The following is a 16,012-nucleotide window of genomic DNA, read 5'->3' as shown; positions in this document are numbered from 1 at the left end:
TCCCGTATTTCACAGTACGGTTGGTGGGGGCAGCTTGTGCTGAGGGGCATGGCGGACCTCCCTGGTCACTGTTTTGCCTTATGATACTGCGGTAGGGGGATCAAATGCAGCTATCAGATGCGCTTTACTTATTCAACGAAGGTCGCAACGTTCAGGCCTATCGTTTGCTCGGCGCACACCCTGGCGACGGCGGTACGCTGTTTCGGGTCTGGGCCCCGAATGCCTCACGGGTGGCCGTTCTCGGCGATTTCAACGGATGGCTGGGTGGGGCGCACCCGATGCAGACGCTCGGCGCCTCCGGTATCTGGGAGTTGCTGGTGCCGGAAGCCGCGCCGCACAGCCTTTATCGTTTCGAGATCACCAATCGCGAGAGCGGCGAGGTCCTCGTCAAGTCCGACCCCTATGCCCGTGGCGTCGAGTTGCGCCCCGGTTCGGCGGCCTACGTCGTGCCACCCTCCGGTCATCGCTGGGCCGATGACGCCTGGCTGGAACGCCGGGCCGCGTGGGATTGGCAGCACGCACCGGTCAATATCTACGAAGTCCACGCCGGCTCGTGGATGCGCCATCCCGATGGCCAGCCCTACCTGTGGCGCGAGCTGGCCGCCCGGCTGATTCCCTACGCCGTCGAGCAGGGCTATACCCACCTCGAATTGTTGCCGATTACCGAACATCCGCTCGACGAGTCCTGGGGCTACCAGACCACCGGCTATTTCGCGCCGACCGCCCGCTACGGTTCGCCGGACGACCTGCGTTTCTTCATCGACGCCTGCCATCAGGCCGGGCTGGGCGTGCTGCTCGACTGGGTACCCGGGCATTTTCCGCAGGACCAGTGGGCGCTTGCCCGTTACGACGGCACGGCCCTCTACGAGCATGCCGACCCGCGGCTCGGCCTGCATGCCGACTGGGGCACCCACATCTTCAATTACGGCCGGCACGAGGTGCGCAGCTTCCTGCTCTCCTCGGCCCACTGGTGGCTGTCCGAATTCCATTTCGACGGATTGCGGGTCGATGCCGTCGCCTCGATGCTCTACCTCGACTATTCCCGCCCGGCCGGCGAATGGCTGCCCAACAAGTACGGCGGTCGGGAAAACCTCGAGGCCATCGAGTTTCTCAAGGCCCTCAACGCCATGGTGCACGGCGAGTTCCCCGGCGCCTTGACCATCGCCGAAGAATCCACCGCCTGGCCGATGGTCTCGCGGCCAACCTATGTCGGCGGCCTCGGTTTCTCGATGAAATGGAACATGGGCTGGATGAACGACAGTCTGCGCTATTTCCAGCGCGATCCGATCTACCGGCGCTGGCATCACGACGAACTGACCTTCGGCCAGGTCTATGCCTACAGCGAAAACTACGTGCAGCCCTTCTCGCACGATGAGGTCGTCCATGGCAAAAGTTCGCTGATCGGCAAAATGCCGGGCGATGCCTGGCAACAGCGCGCCAACCTGCGTCTGCTGCTGGCCTGGCAGACCTTCACGCCGGGCAAGAAGCTGATGTTCATGGGCGGCGAATTCGGCCAGTATCGCGAATGGTCGGAAGCCCGCGAACTCGACTGGGGGCTGCTCGGCGAGGCCGATCACCGCGGCCTGCAACGCCTTTCGGCCGATCTCAACCGCCTCTACCGCGATCATCCGGCGCTGCATACCCAGGATTTCGAGAGCTGCGGTTTCGACTGGATCGATTGCCACGACAGCGAACATTCGGTGCTGTCCTGGCTGCGCTGGGGCAATGACGGCAGTTTCGTCGTCGTCGCGCTGAATTTCACCCCAGTGCCGCAAACCGGCTACCGGATCGGTGTGCCCAGGGCCGGCAGCTATGTCGAACTGCTCAACACCGACTCCGCCCTCTACGGCGGCAGCAATCTCGGCAATGGCGGCCGTATCGAAGCCGACGCCGGCGAATGGATGCACCGCCCGGCCAATCTGCTCGTCACCATCCCGCCGCTCGGCGCGGTGGTTTTGCAATTGGCCTGAGAAGCGGCCGGCGCCTGTCGCGCGACCATCGTTACGGCGGCTTGACCAGCCATTTCAACAGCGTGGCGAAGAGCAGTTGCGGGTCGACCGGCTTGGTCAGAAAATCGTTCATGCCCGCCGCCAGGCATTTGGCGCGGTCTTCGGCAAAGGCATTGGCGGTCATCGCGATGATCGGCACGAACGTGTAGCCGGGCAATTGACGAATGGCGATGGACGCTTCCAGGCCATCCATTTTCGGCATCTGCATATCCATCAAAATCGCCGCATAGTTGTGCTGTCCAGCCAGCGCCACTGCCTGCTCGCCGTTGTCGGCGATGTCGACGTAAAAGCCGATGACTTCGTGCAGCAACTCGATAATCACTTCCTGGTTCACCCAGTCATCCTCAGCGACCAGCACCCGCGTTCCATGGAACTCGGCGAACAGGCGCCGCTCCGCTTGGTCGCCCGAAACGCTCGTTGCCGGCGCCGCCTCTTGCCGTTCCTTTGCCTTGTTGAAGCCGATCGAAAAGGCAAAGGTGCTGCCGCTGCCCGGCGTGCTGCTCATCACGATCCCGCCGCCCATCAACTCGACGAAGCGCTGGCTGATCGTCAGCCCGAGGCCGGTGCCGCCGTATTGCCGGGTCGTTGAAGAATCCGCCTGTTCGAAGGGGGCGAAGACCCGTTGTCCCTCTTCCTGCGAAATGCCGATTCCGGTATCGGTCACGGCAAAGCGCAGGACCAGTCGGTCAGCCGTTTCTTCTTCCCGATGAACCGTGATGGTGACGCTGCCCTGCTCGGTGAATTTGATCGCATTGCCCACCAGATTGACCAGAACCTGTCGCAGCCGGAGCGGGTCGCCCAGCAGGTCCTGCTCGAGAAGCTGGTGGTCAAGCTCGAAAAGCAGCTTGATTTTCTTTGCCTCGGCTTTGCCGCTGACCAGTATTTCGAGGTGGCGCATCAGCGCCCCCAGCGTGAAGGGGATCTGCTCGAGGACCATTTGCTCGGCATCCATCTTGGACAGGTCGAGTATGTTGTTGAGCAGTTGCAGCAGATGATCGGCGGCATCACCGATTTTTTCCAGCTTGTCGCGTTGTCCCGGGTCGCTGTTGCCGCGGGCAAGAATGTGGGTCAGGCCGATGATGGCGCTCATCGGCGTGCGCAGTTCATGGCTCATATTGGCGATAAACCGGCTTTTCGCCCGGTTGGCCGCCTGGGCGAGTTCTCCCGCCGCCGCCAATTCGGCATTCCGGCGGGTCAGCCGATCGCTTAGGCCATCGAGAACCTGGACGACGGACCCGATTTCGCTGCTCGACACCGGATCGATCTTGCCGCCGGTCAGTTGCAGCACCGTTTGCTCGGCGCGTTCGCGCAATTTGCGCAGCGGGCGCAAGATCCGGCCGACGAACAGGGTGCCGAGCACGATGCTGAGCAGCGCAATGACCAGCGAACTCAGGGTGGCGCGCCGATCGACCTGTGCCATTTGCAGATGGGCCAAGGAATTGTCGATATCGACCACCAGCACGAAGGCGTTGTCGACCACCATGGTGGGAAAGTGCACCCGCGTCTTGTGGGCGTTTTCGTCATGGCGATAGACCGGGATCTTCTCGGCGAAAGCCTCGTTGATTGCTTGTAAATCGACCTGCTCGACACTGGGGGCACTGGCTGCCAGAACCTTGCCGTCGCGCGACAGCAACGCCAGTTGGGCGCCGAGGTGGCGGCTGATGTCGGCGAGGACCGCGGGCGAGATGAGCAGGCCGACGGTGAGTACGCCAACCGTCTTGCCGTGGTAGCGCAGCGGTTCGATGGCCCGGATGGTCAACCGGTCCTGTTCAATCATGCTGGTGATGATGCTGTGTCCGGCCAGTGCCTCGAAGACGCCCCAGTTTGCCAGGCTGTTTTGCTCACTGCCGGCGGCATCGGTTAGATAAATCGGTTTTTCCCGGCTATCGACCAGATGCATGAAGGCCGCCCCGGAATCAGCCGTCGTGTGATCGAGAATCTCCTTGATCACGGCGGGCGATTCCGGCCGCATTTCGGCAACGTTTTGCGCCAGGTCGTGATGGTCGGTGGCCAGCCTTGCTACTGTTTGGGCCTGCCTGCTCAGCGCCGAAATCTGGTTTTCCAGTGCCAGGCTGATCGCCTGTGCCTTGTCTTCCTCGCGCTTGATCAGCGACTCGTGCCAGAAGCCGTCCATCATCCAGGTGGCTGCCCAATAGGAGAGGCCGACCAGGGCCATGATCAGCAGCACCAGGGAAAGGGTAATCGGGTTCTTGAGGCGCATGGCGACGCGGGTTCCTAATGTCTTTTTGCCAGAACGCCATGCGCGCGCAGTATTTTTTCGCCGTTCGGTGACTGGATGAAGTCGACAAAGGCTTTGCCGGCCGGCGAAAGTCGGCCGGCCTTGTGAATCAGGCCGAACTCCGTCGAGAGCGGATAAGTTCCGTTGGCCAGGTTGTCGATACTCGGCAGTACCCCATCGAGCGCCAATATCACCACTTTGCTCTTGCAAGCTTCGAGGGCCGAGCGGTTCATGATGGCAAAACTGCTCGGGTAACGATCAATCAATTCAATCAGATAAGGATCGAGATGGACGATCTTGACCGATTCGGCATAGGCGAGATCCGGGACTTTGGCGCCTAGCTGGCGACGGATCGAGTCGGTGGCTTCCTTGCCGATCGCCCGGATCGGGGCCGGCTGGCCCCCCAGCTCTCTCCAGTCGGTGATCTTTCCGCCGAAGATCCCTTTCAGTTGCTCGGAGGATATGCCGCGTACCGTGACCGCCGCGCCGGCGACCGCAACCACGGCGTCCCGACCGAGCGGAATATAGATCAAACCCTTGGCCAACTCAGGCTCGGTCAATGGCCGCCCGACCCGGCCCAGCGTGGCAATGCCTTCGCTGACATCGCGCACGGCCCCGGCGTGGCCGGAGGAGGGCGGGACGACGACGTGATGTGCTGATTGGCTGGTATTGAAGGCTTTGGCCAGTTCGCCCAGAACAAACTCCAGGTTGCCGCTGCCAGGAACGACCAGTTCCTCACACAGCGCTGCGCCAGAGGAAAAGCAGGTAACAGCAAGCACCATCGAAAGTCGCGCTAAAAATCGCATTAGTGTATTTGCCATTTTTGTCCCTTTTAAGGAGTTTGGCTGCCGAAAGCCCTATTGTCAATGAATCATTGGTGTAGCGCGGTTCTGATAGTTTTCACCGGCGATCGCTGCTGCGTCGACCTTTCGTTGGCCTGGCCAACGACCGCAGGCATCCGCTGCCGGCCATGGCTTGGCGAAACTTTCAGGCGAGGTCGGCAGCGATCGCCAGCGCGCCGGTCAACCCGAGGTCTTCGCTGGTCACTAGGCGGAGCGGCATATCGGCTATCAAATTCGCGTGTTCATGCTTGTCGAGAAATGCGGCGATGAAGGGGCTGTGGTCGATGTGCGGCAGCAGTTTGCCGGCGATGCCGCCGGCCAGGTAAACGCCGCCATGGGCCAGCCAGTGCATCGCCAGGTCGCCGGCAAAGGCGCCATAGCATTCCAGCCACAGGCGCACGGCCGGGCCGGCCAGCGGCTGGCTGCCGGTCAGGGCGGCGGCGCCGATTTCGGCCGGGAGCAGTGGCGGGCCGCCCAAAAAGGCAAAAATCCGTGTCAGACCGGGGCCGGAGATGACGTGTTCGCTGGTCACGCGGCCATGCTGTTGCCGCAGCCAGTGCCATAGTTCGCCTTGTTGCTCGCTCTGCGGGGAAAAGCCGAAGTGGCCGCCTTCGCCGGGGATGACGCGGTAGCGGCCGGCTTGCCAGACAAGGCCGGCGACGCCGAGTCCGGTGCCGGCGCCGAGGATGACGCGCGGCGCGCTGGCAATCGGCTGGCCGGCCTGCAGCGTCAGGATGTCGGTGGCGGCGACGTGGTCCAGGCCATGGGCGGCGGCGGCGAAATCGTTGACCAGCACGACGCGGTTGATGGCGAAGTTGCTTTCAAGTTCGGCAGCGGCGAGTTGCCAGGGCAGGTAGGTGAGTTTGGCGCGCCGCCCGTCGGTCGGGCCGGCGACGCCGAAGCAGGCGCCGGCGATGGTCGGCTGTCCGGCGAGAAATTCGCCGAGCAGCGCGGCGAAAGTCGGGTAATCCTGGCTGGCGTAACGTTGCTGGCGCACGATGTGCAGCCGGCCATCACGCCGTTCGGCCAGCGCCAGCAGCGTTTTGGTACCGCCGAGGTCGCCGCCGAGGAGCATCGCTTACACCGCCACCGGCGCGGCGATGTGCGGGTGCGGGTCGTAGCCGTCGAGGCGGAAATCCTCGAAGCGGAAGGCGAAGAGATCCTTCACCTCCGGGTTGATCCACAGCGTCGGCAGCGGCCGCAGTTCGCGCGACAGTTGCAGCCGGGCCTGGGCGAAATGGTTCGAGTAGATGTGGGCGTCGCCGAAGGTGTGTACAAAATCGCCGGGCTGGTAGCCGCAGACCTGCGCCAGCATCACGGTAAGCAGCGCGTAGGAGGCGATGTTGAAGGGCACGCCGAGGAAAATGTCGGCGCTGCGCTGGTAGAGCTGGCAGGACAGCTTGCCATCGGCGACGTAGAACTGGAACAGGCAATGGCAGGGCGGCAGGGCCATGCTATCGACGTCGCCCGGGTTCCAGGCGGAGACGATGTGCCGGCGCGAATCCGGATTGTTCTTCAGGCTCTCGACCAGTTGGCTGATCTGGTCGATGACGCGGCCGTCCGGCGTTTCCCAGCGGCGCCACTGCTTGCCGTACACCGGGCCGAGGTCGCCGTTTTCGTCGGCCCATTCGTCCCAGATGCGGACGCCGTTTTCCTTCAGATAGGCGATGTTGGTGTCGCCTTGCAGGAACCACAGCAGTTCGTGAACGATCGATTTCAGGTGCAGTTTCTTGGTGGTTGCCACCGGAAAGCCCCGGCTCAAGTCGAAACGCATCTGCCAGCCGAAAACGGAACGTGTGCCGGTGCCGGTCCGGTCGGATTTGTCGTGGCCGTTTTCCAGCACGTGGCGCATCAAGTCGAGATATTGCTGCATCGGGCGGCCCGCTATTCGTTCAAAGCGGCGATTTTACATGGCTGGCGGGACGAAACATATTTCCTGCGCGGAAGAGGAATATGCCACAGCAAGACGCCCTCTCTCCGGCTAAACTGAGCGATTGCGCGGTGTTTGGCGGAGATGGGGATGCTCAATAAAGTGGGAAGTCTGGGGGGGCTGTTCAGCCAGAAAGCGGAACATCCGCTGGCCGATCCGCGCGAATTGAAGAAAATCATTGGTGCCTTGCCGAAGGACAACGCTTTCAAGTCGCTCGACGAAATCGCCGGCTGGCTGGAATCGCTGCAGGCGGCCGACGATATTCCGGTCGACCGTTTCCACGACGCGGTTCGCCAGCTAGAAGAGGCGGCGCAGCCGTATCTCAAGCGCCTGACCAAGGATTACCTGCATGCGGCGCGGCTGGCTCGGACCGAGGAAAAGCGGTTGTGGTCGATCAATTGCGGCTTCTGGACTCTGCTGGCCGGCGCCTACGAGCGCTGTCTGGCTGAAATGGCCGCCAAGCCACGGGTGGCGGAGCAGCTGAAAGCGGCCTTGCCGGCCATCTGCGCCCACCTGATCGGCGCGCTGGCCGCCATTCTCAAATGGGAGCAATTCCATTACGGGCCATCGGCCGGGCTGCTCTGGCAACGCCTTGGTCGCGCCTTGCTGCGCGCCGAAGAGGCCGGGGTGGCAGGCAAGGCCGTGTCTTTCGGGCAACAGGCAGGCTTGAGTTCGGCACAGCAGGAATACCTGAAGGCCATGGTCTTCCAGGCGGCATCGATGGACAGTCTGCTGCCGCTGGAGATCGAGCTGGCCGAGCGCTTGATCGCCCATTTTCTGCCGCAATTCGTCTTCACCGCCGAAGCCGTCCATGACTGCGTTTATTGGGTCGATCTGACGCTCGCCCAGGCGCCGCAGCGGCTGGCCCGGATGCCCGGGCAGGTCTTGCCGACGCTGCGTTTCTTCAAACCGGGGCCGGCCCACGCGGCGCTCGAAAACCTGCTGACGACCTTGCAACGGGGCGGTGACATTCCGCCCGACATCAATTTTGGTGGACAGTATTACCCGAAGACGGTGATTCCGGTGCTCCGCCATCTCGCTACCTACCTCGCGCCGGTCCCGCCGCAGCGCAAGCATGACCGGCATCGCGTCAAGCACCGGGTGGCGGTGTTGAATGGCCTGGTCAATGCGTTCGTGGCGTTTTCCGGCGAGTTCGGCGGTCGACCGGCCGGTCTGCAAATGGAAAGCTGGGTTGTCGAAAACGTCAGCCGGGGTGGCTTTGGCGCCGTGGTCAGCGACATGCCGGCCGACTGGCTGAAAGTCGGCGCCTTGCTCGCGCTGCAGCCGGAGGGTGGGGATAACTGGCTGGTCGGCATCGTTCGCCGCTACCACCGGGCCACCGAAAGCGATGCCCGGGTTGGTATCGAGACGCTGGCCCGGCAGGCCGTGGCGGTCGAACTGCGGCAGCGGACGGCATCGAGCTACGCCGCGGTCGGCGGGGTGCCGGCGCTGCTGGTGCTCGAAGACAGCGCCCCCGGCGAGGTGCGGGCTGTGCTGCCGCCGATGACTTTCGATCTGCGCGAAAGCCTCGAATACACGGCGGGCGGCAAACGCCATCTGCTGGCGCCGGTTGCCCTGGTCGAGCAGACCGCCGACTTCGAACTGGCGCGCTATCGCCAGGAGCTTATCGGCTAGGCTGGCCGCGCCGGATTACTTGGCGCGGATGGCCGATTTCGGCCGGAAGGCCTTGATCACCGCATCGTTGGTTTCGGCGTAGGGGCCGCCGATCAGGTCGATGCAGTAAGGTACGGCGGCGAAGATGCCGACATGCTTGACCGTGCCATCGGCCTCGCGGACGCCTTCCAGCGTCTCCTTGATCGACTTCGGCTGGCCGGGCAGATTGATGATCAGCGTCTGCTGGCGGATCACCGCAACCTGGCGCGAGAGGATGGCGGTCGGCACGAAATTCAGACTGATCCGGCGCATTTCCTCGCCGAAACCGGGCATTTCCTTGTCGGCCACGGCCAGTGTCGCTTCCGGCGTAACGTCGCGCGCCGCCGGGCCGGTGCCGCCGGTGGTCAGGATCAGATGGCACTTGCTGCGGTCGGCCAACTCGATCAGCGTCGCTTCGATGCTTGGCTGGTCGTCGGCGATCAGCCGCGTTTCGGCGCGCCAGGGCGAAGTCAGCGCACTGCTCAGCCATTCCTGCAGGGCCGGGATGCCCTGGTCCTGATAAACGCCGGTCGACGCCCGATCGCTGATCGAGACCAGACCGATGACCAGTTGTTCACTCGTCGGCATTGGTGGCGGCTTCCTTGTCCAGTTCCTGGAGGATCTGGAAGATGGCGCGGAAATTCTTCGGCGGCTTGTTGTTTTCCTGTTCCTTCAGGGCATTGCGGCGCAACTGGCGGAGATGTTGCAGATCGACGGTGGGCCACAGGGCGGCGATTTCGGAGAGGAAGGATTCATCTTCCAGCAGGCGGGTGCGGAAGCGCTCCAGCCGGTGCAGGCGGGCCGTTTCCTCTGACGACTCGCCGCGGATCAGCGCCAGGCCGGCACGGATCGGTTCGTCGTCGGCCGTCCGCATCAGCTTGCCGAGGTACTGCACCTGCCGGCGGTGAGCGCCATGGGCGGTGATCTTCTGGCATTCGCGCACAGCCTCGTAGATGTTCTCGGGCAGGTTGATGCGTTTCAGCTGGCCGACCGAAAGTTCGACCAGTTCGGCGCCGAGATCCTGCAATTCGTGCATGGCCTCCTTCTTCTTGGTCTTGGAAGGGCGGCTGGTGCTTTCGGTGAAATCTTCTTCATGCATGGGGCGCGATCGGGAACTGGCAATATTGGGCTGCTATGATAGCGATTTTCCCGAGTCGACGCCCCCTCCATGCCCGAAACAGCCGCTTTTTCCTATCCCTTCGCCACCCTGCAGCAACTGGCTGAGGATGTCCTCAAACATGCCCGTGCAAACGGCGCAACTGCTTGCGAGGTCGATGTTTCCGAGGGTTTTGGCCAGTCCGTCGGCGTGCGCTGCAACGAGGTCGAAACGATCGAGTTCAATCGCGACAAGGGCGTCGGGATCACCGTCTACGCCGGCCAGCGCAAGGGTTACGCCAGTACCTCCGATTTTTCGGCACAGGCGCTGCGCGAAACGGTCGAGGCGGCGCTCAACATCGCCCGCTATACGGCCGTGGACGATTGCGCCGGGCTGGCCGAGGCGGCGCTGATGGCCAAGGACTGTCCGGATCTCGATCTGTTTCATCCGTGGGCCCTGTCGGTCGAAGACGCCATCGACACGGCACGCCGCTGCGAGCAGGCGGCTTTCGATGCCAGCCCGCAGGTCAGCAACTCCGAAGGGGCTTCGGTGTCGACCCAGCAGGGCCAGTTCGTGTCGGCCAACAGCCTCGGCTTCATGGGCGGCTACCCGACCTCGCGCCATTACATCTCGTGTTCGGTGATCGCCGGCGAACAGGATGCGATGCAGCGTGACGACTGGTACACGACGCATCGCGATGCGGCGCAACTGGATGACCCGCAACGCGTCGGCCGCATCGCCGCCGAGCGCGCCGTCGCCCGATTGGGTGGGCGCAAGGTCAAGACCGGCGAATTCCCGGTGTTGCTCGAATCGCCGCTCGCCGCCGGGCTGATCGGCAGTCTGGTGCATGCCGCCAGTGGCGGGGCACTGTACCGGAAATCCTCATTTCTTCTCGATCACCTGGGCAAGCGGGTGATGCCCGAGTTCGTGCAGATCAGCGAACGGCCGCATATCAACTGCGGCCTCGGCAGCGCCTCCTTCGACAGTGACGGCGTCGCTACCCGCGACCGCGAAGTGGTCAGCGACGGCATCTTGCAAGGCTATTTCCTCAGCACCTATTCGGCCCGCAAGCTCGGCATGCAGACGACCGGCAACGCCGGCGGCAGCCACAACCTGATCGTCCAGCCCGGTGCGCACGATCTCGACGCGCTGCTCGCCCTGATGGGGCGCGGTCTGTTTGTCACCGAACTGCTTGGCCACGGTATCAATTACGTCACCGGCGATTACTCGCGCGGCGCCGCCGGTTACTGGGTCGAAAACGGCAAGATCGCCTACCCGGTCGAGGAAATCACCATCGCCGGCAATCTCAAGGCGATGCTCGCCGGCATCGTCGCAGTCGGCCGCGATGTGCAGGTGCGCGGCAGCAAGCAGACGGGCTCGATACTGCTCGACCGGATGACCATCGCCGGCGAGTAAGCCTCGGTAATCACGGCATTGTTCGGGTGAGGGTTAGGGTTTTCCACGACTCGCTAAAATTTTTCTTTTGGTGAAGAATGGGTCCAGCCAACAGGCCTGACGTTTTGAATACCCTTGGAGGAGACAATATGCAACGTCGTGATTTTCTTAAAAAAGCATCAATCGGTGCCGCTGCCGGCGCCGCTGCCACGATCGCCGCGCCGGCGATCGCCCAGTCGCTGCCCAATGTCAAATGGCGCCTGACTTCCAGCTTCCCGAAGAGTCTGGACACCATTTATGGCGGTGCTGAAGTGCTGGCCAATCGTCTGCGGGCGATGACCGGCGGCAAGTTCGATATCCGCGTTTTCCCGGGCGGCGAAATCGTTCCCGGCCTGCAGGCCCTGGATGCCGTGCAGCAGGGCACCGTCGAATGCTGCCACACCTGCTCCTATTACTACGTCGGCAAGGACAAGACCTTCGGTTTCGGCACCTCGATCCCGTTCGGCATGACCGCTCGCCAGATGAATGCCTGGATTTACTTCGGTGGCGGCCAGAAGCTGCTCGACGAGTTTTACAGCAACTACAACGTCCTCTCCTTCGCCGGTGGCAATACCGGGACCCAGATGGGTGGCTGGTGGCGCAAGGAAGTGAAAACTGTTGCCGACCTCAAGGGCATCAAGATGCGCATCGCCGGTCTCGGCGGCACCGTCTTCGCGGCACTCGGCGTCGTGCCGCAGCAGATCGCCGGCGGCGACATCTATCCGGCGCTGGAAAAAGGCACCATCGATGCGGCGGAATGGGTTGGTCCGTACGACGACGAAAAGCTCGGCTTCTACAAAGTGGCGAAAAACTACTACTACCCGGGTTGGTGGGAGCCGGGCCCGACCATTCATTTCTTCGTCAACAAGGCCGAATGGGCCAAGCTGCCGAAGGAGTATCAGGAAGCCTTCCAGGCCGCCGCCTACGAAGCCAACGTGACGATGATGGCCGAGTATGACCACAAGAATCCGATGGCATTGGCCAAGCTGATGCAGGCTGGTGTCAAGGTCAGGGAGTTCTCTCCGGAAATCCTCAAGGCAACCCACAAGGCTGCTCTGGAAATGTACGAAGACGAGTCCGGCAAGAATCCGGCCTTCAAGAAGATTTACGTCGAGTACGACAAGTACCGGCGAACGCAGGCCGCGTGGTTCAGCTTGGCCGAACGGCGAATGGATTCCTTCCTGCAGACCGGCAAGTAATCAACGGCCACGGTCTGTAACAAAAAACCCGCGATTTCGCGGGTTTTTTTATTGTCTGCTGATCAGCTTTCAGCTTTCCAGCAGGCTGCGCAGCATCCAGGCGTTTTTTTCGTGAATCTGCAGGCGCTGGGTCAGCAGGTCGGCGGTCGGCTCGTCGCTGGCCTTGTTGACCACTGCGAAAATGCCGCGCGCCGTCTTGATGACGGCTTCCTGTCCTGACACCAGTTGCTTGATCATCTCGGTCGCGCTGGGCACGCCTTCGCTTTCCTTGATGACGGTGAGCTTGACGAATTCGCGGTAGGTGCCGGGGGCGGGGAAGCCGAGGGCGCGGATGCGCTCGGCGATCAGGTCCAGTGAATTCCACAGCTCGGTGTACTGGTCCATGAACATCACATGCAGCGTGTTGAACATCGGGCCGGTGACGTTCCAGTGGAAGTTGTGTGTTTTCAGGTACAGGGTGTAAGAGTCCGCCAGCAGGTGGGACAAGCCATCGGCGATCTGTTCGCGGTCTTTCTTGTTGATTCCAATGTCCATGATGCGCTCCCTTTCTCGGGTTGATCAAAGTGCCAGGTAATGATGCGGCCTGGTTGCTGCTTAGTCTAATCGTTTGTCGTGATGGGGTGGATAGCAAACGGCTATTCACGGAGGTTTGCTGTTTATCCTGTGCGGAAATAAAAAAGGGCGGACCGCAGTCCACCCCTTTGTGAAAGAGCTGCGCTCCTTCTATTTGCTCTCGCTCTGCAGATCCTTCAAGAGGTTGGCGGCCGACTGGTCTTCTTCGGCTTGCGTCGCTTCCTTCTGCTCCGCTTCCTCGGGCGCCTTCATCAAAGTGTCCAGATCGATTGCCGGCGGTGCCTCGCCGGCGCGCTCCAGGCGCTGGGCTTCCTGCTGGGCTTCGTCGCCATAGCTGACGATGCCGGGGAAGATGATGATCAGCGCGACCATGATGATCTGGATGCCGACAAAGGGTATCGCCCCCCAGTAGATATCCGTCGTCTTGACCGAGGCCGGGGCGACAGAGCGCAGGTAGAACAGCGCGAAGCCGAAGGGTGGGTGCATGAACGAGGTCTGCATGTTGACCGCGAGCAGCACGCCGAACCAGACCAGGTCGATGCCCAGTTTGTCCGCCACCGGTGCGAGCAGCGGCACGATGATGAAGGACAGTTCGAAGAAATCGAGGAAGAAGGCGAGGACGAAGACCAGGATGTTGACCACGATCAGGAAGCCGACCTGGCCGCCGGGCAGGCCGAGCAGCAGGTGCTCGACCCACAGGTCGCCATTGACTGCCCGGAAGACCAGGCCGAAGACCGTCGAGCCAACGAGAATGAAGATTACGAAGGAAGACAGCTTGCCGGTGGTTTCCATGGCCTGCTTGAGCAGCTTGAAACTCAGGCGTTTGCGGGCCACTGCCAGAAGCAGCGCGCCGGCCGCGCCCATGGCGCCGCCTTCGGTCGGCGTCGCGATGCCGAGGAAGATCGTGCCGAGGACCAGGAAGATCAGCAGCAGCGGCGGCACCATCGTGGTGACGACACGCAGTGCCAGTTTGAGGCCGCGCAGCGTCCGCGCTTCGGGCGGCAGGGCCGGTGCGGCGGCCGGTTTGATGATGGTGAGCAGCACGACATAGCCGACATAGAGGCCGGTCAGAACCAGGCCGGGAATCATCGCCCCTTCGTACATGTCGCCGACCGATTTACCGAGCTGGTCGGCCATGATGATCAGCACCAGCGACGGCGGGATGATCTGGGCCAGCGTGCCGGAGGCGGCAATGACGCCGGCGGCCAGCCGTTTGTCGTAGCCGTAGCGCAACATGATGGGCAGCGAGATCAGGCCCATCGAGATCACCGAGGCGGCGACCACGCCGGTCGTTGCAGCGAGCAGCGCGCCGACGAAAATGACGGCGAAAGCCAGGCCGCCACGGATCGGGCCGAACAGCTGGCCGATCGTGTCGAGCAGATCTTCGGCCATGCCCGATCGCTCAAGTATCAGCCCCATGAAAGTGAAGAAGGGGATGGCGAGCAGCGTGTCGTTGGCCATGATGCCGAAGATGCGCTCGGGCAGGGCCTGGAACAGCGCCGGCTGGAGCAGGCCGAGTTCGATGCCGAGCAGGCCGAAGACGATGCCGTTGGCGGCCAGGGCGAAGGCCACCGGGTAGCCGAAGAGCAGGAAGAGAACGAGGGCGCCGAACATCAGCGGCGCCATGTTGCCGATGATCCATTCCATTATTTGGCCTCCTTGGCTTTGGCGGCGGCGATTGCCGCGGCCAGTTCTTCTTCGGGCGTCGGGCCTCTTTCCTTATGGTTCGGATCGTCGATCATCCCGGCCAGGAAGGCGATGCGTTTGATCAGTTCGGAAATGCCTTGCAGGGCGAGCAGCGTGAAGCCGATCGGCAGCAGGATCTTGACCGGCCAGCGGATCAGGCCGCCGGCGTTGGAAGACATTTCACTGATCTTGTACGACTCGGCGACCAGCGGCAGGGATAGCCAAAGGACGGTGATGACCATCGGTAGCAGGAAGAACAGGCTGCCGATGATGTCGATTACCGCCAGGCCGCGCGGCGACAGCTTGCCGGCCAGCACGTCGATCCGGACGTGCTCGTTCTTTTGCAGCGTGTATGGCGAGCACAGCAGGAATACCGCAGCGAACAGATACCACTGGATTTCCAGCAGGCCGTTCGAACTGTCATTCAAAACGAAACGATAACTGGCGTTGCCGGCGCAGATGATGGTCATCACCAGCACCAGCCAGAAGGCGCCCCTGGCGACGCGCTCGTTGAGCCAGTCGATCAGCTGCGAGAGCTTGAGCAGTAGGGTCACGAAAAGTCCTCCTCGGTTGATAAAATCCCCGGCTTCTAGAAGTGGCCGGGATTGATGAAAAGTCCCAATTGGCGAAATTTACAGCGAAGGTGATAGGTCGACCATGGTGGAAATCCCTACAACCCGCCCGACGCGCATCTGCCTGGTGCGCCATGGCGAAACCGAGTGGAACGCGGCGCGCCGCATTCAGGGGCAGATCGACATCGGGCTCAACGAAACCGGCCTGAAGCAGGCCGAAGCGGCCGGCCGCTGGCTGAAAGGCGCGGGCATCGCAGCGCTCTACAGCAGCGACCTGAAGCGTGCCTGGACGACGGCCCTAGCCATCGGCGTCGCGCTGGCCCTGACGCCGCGCCCGGTGCCCGAAATGCGCGAGCGGCGCTACGGTGTTTTCGAAGGCTTGACCTACGATGAGGCGAAGGCCAGTCATCCCGACGGCTATGCCGCATTCGAAGGGCGCAACGCCGACTATGACTTCGAAAACGGCGAGAGCCTGAAAGCGATGTTTGCCCGGGTTACCGGCAAGTTGCAGGAAATTGCCGCGGCGCATCCGGGGCAGAACGTGGTAGTCGTTTTGCATGGCGGCGTGCTCGATATCATCAACCGCTTCGTGCGGGGCAATAGTCTGGAAACGCTGCGTGATTTCCTGATCCCGAACGCCGGCATCAACTGGATTTCGATGGCCGACGGCCGCTGGACCCTTGAAAGCTGGGGGGAAACCGGGCATCTGGAAGCCGGCGCCCTTGATGAACTCCCTTCGTGATAAAATTTCCGCCCTTTTCAATGGCTTGAGGCATTCC

The 16,012-nt window shown here is 62.3% G+C and carries 14 protein-coding genes; 5 read left to right on the top strand and 9 right to left on the bottom strand.

What is annotated here, in order from left to right; translation table 11 throughout:
- Positions 1-104 precede the first annotated feature (104 nt).
- On the top strand, positions 105-1,970 hold the full coding sequence (glgB, locus tag KI611_RS18310; protein WP_226417083.1) for a 1,4-alpha-glucan branching protein GlgB: 1,866 nt from the start codon (positions 105-107) through the stop codon (positions 1,968-1,970).
- A 31-nt stretch (positions 1,971-2,001) separates the two neighbouring features.
- Here glgB and KI611_RS18305 read toward each other — a convergent pair whose 3' ends face one another.
- The 4 genes from KI611_RS18305 to KI611_RS18290 all read right to left on the bottom strand — a co-directional run bounded on the left by KI611_RS18305 (position 2,002) and on the right by KI611_RS18290 (position 6,963).
- Complete coding sequence (locus KI611_RS18305; RefSeq protein ID WP_226417082.1) at positions 2,002-4,230, bottom strand: ATP-binding protein; 2,229 nt, start codon at positions 4,228-4,230, stop codon at positions 2,002-2,004.
- 14 nt (positions 4,231-4,244) lie between these two features.
- Positions 4,245-5,030, bottom strand: a complete 786-nt coding sequence (locus KI611_RS18300) for a substrate-binding domain-containing protein (RefSeq protein ID WP_226417081.1) — start codon at positions 5,028-5,030, stop codon at positions 4,245-4,247.
- A 205-nt stretch (positions 5,031-5,235) separates the two neighbouring features.
- Entirely contained in the window at positions 5,236-6,165 is a 930-nt protein-coding gene (gene glk, locus KI611_RS18295) for a glucokinase (protein WP_226417080.1), read from the bottom strand.
- A 3-nt stretch (positions 6,166-6,168) separates the two neighbouring features.
- Entirely contained in the window at positions 6,169-6,963 is a 795-nt protein-coding gene (locus KI611_RS18290; protein WP_226417079.1) for a thymidylate synthase, read from the bottom strand.
- Between the two features lie 147 nt (positions 6,964-7,110).
- On the opposite strand from KI611_RS18290, the gene KI611_RS18285 reads away from it, so the two are divergent.
- Positions 7,111-8,655, top strand: coding sequence for a hypothetical protein (locus KI611_RS18285; protein WP_226417078.1), 1,545 nt, complete (start codon positions 7,111-7,113; stop codon positions 8,653-8,655).
- Positions 8,656-8,670: 15 nt separating this feature from the next.
- Here the strand turns inward: KI611_RS18285 and mog are convergent, their stop codons facing one another.
- Both mog and yjgA read right to left on the bottom strand, forming a co-directional pair.
- Positions 8,671-9,261, bottom strand: a complete 591-nt coding sequence (gene mog, locus KI611_RS18280; RefSeq protein WP_226417077.1) for a molybdopterin adenylyltransferase — start codon at positions 9,259-9,261, stop codon at positions 8,671-8,673.
- Positions 9,248-9,772, bottom strand: coding sequence for a ribosome biogenesis factor YjgA (gene yjgA / locus KI611_RS18275; RefSeq protein ID WP_226417076.1), 525 nt, complete (start codon positions 9,770-9,772; stop codon positions 9,248-9,250). The genes mog and yjgA overlap by 14 nt, the downstream gene beginning before the upstream one ends.
- A 69-nt stretch (positions 9,773-9,841) precedes the next feature.
- On the opposite strand from yjgA, the gene pmbA reads away from it, so the two are divergent.
- Both pmbA and KI611_RS18265 read left to right on the top strand, forming a co-directional pair.
- Positions 9,842-11,185 carry a metalloprotease PmbA gene (pmbA, locus tag KI611_RS18270; RefSeq protein WP_226417075.1) on the top strand — a complete coding sequence of 448 codons (1,344 nt, stop codon included), beginning with the start codon at positions 9,842-9,844 and terminating at the stop codon, positions 11,183-11,185.
- Positions 11,186-11,313: 128 nt separating this feature from the next.
- Positions 11,314-12,402 carry a TRAP transporter substrate-binding protein gene (locus tag KI611_RS18265; RefSeq protein WP_226417074.1) on the top strand — a complete coding sequence of 363 codons (1,089 nt, stop codon included), beginning with the start codon at positions 11,314-11,316 and terminating at the stop codon, positions 12,400-12,402.
- A 69-nt stretch (positions 12,403-12,471) separates the two neighbouring features.
- Here KI611_RS18265 and KI611_RS18260 read toward each other — a convergent pair whose 3' ends face one another.
- The 3 genes from KI611_RS18260 to KI611_RS18250 form a co-directional block, all read right to left on the bottom strand.
- On the bottom strand, positions 12,472-12,936 hold the full coding sequence (locus tag KI611_RS18260; RefSeq protein ID WP_226417073.1) for a Dps family protein: 465 nt from the start codon (positions 12,934-12,936) through the stop codon (positions 12,472-12,474).
- Positions 12,937-13,125: 189 nt separating this feature from the next.
- Positions 13,126-14,625 carry a TRAP transporter large permease gene (locus KI611_RS18255; protein ID WP_226419945.1) on the bottom strand — a complete coding sequence of 500 codons (1,500 nt, stop codon included), beginning with the start codon at positions 14,623-14,625 and terminating at the stop codon, positions 13,126-13,128.
- The gene (locus tag KI611_RS18250) at positions 14,622-15,215 is read right to left on the bottom strand and encodes a TRAP transporter small permease subunit (RefSeq protein ID WP_226417072.1); all 594 of its coding nucleotides are present in this window, start codon (positions 15,213-15,215) and stop codon (positions 14,622-14,624) included. The genes KI611_RS18255 and KI611_RS18250 overlap by 4 nt, the downstream gene beginning before the upstream one ends.
- Positions 15,216-15,318: 103 nt before the next feature.
- Here KI611_RS18250 and KI611_RS18245 point away from each other — a divergent pair, with 103 nt between their 5' ends.
- A complete protein-coding gene (locus KI611_RS18245) occupies positions 15,319-15,975 on the top strand; it encodes a histidine phosphatase family protein (RefSeq protein WP_226417071.1) in 657 nt (218 codons plus the stop codon).
- The last annotated feature ends 37 nt before the right edge of the window (positions 15,976-16,012 follow it).

It is taken from the genome of Dechloromonas denitrificans (genome assembly GCF_020510685.1).
GTDB classification, from domain to species: Bacteria; Pseudomonadota; Gammaproteobacteria; order Burkholderiales; family Rhodocyclaceae; genus Azonexus; species Azonexus denitrificans_A.
Note: the sequence above shows the minus strand (reverse complement) of the source record. Positions and strands in the feature narration are given on the sequence as shown.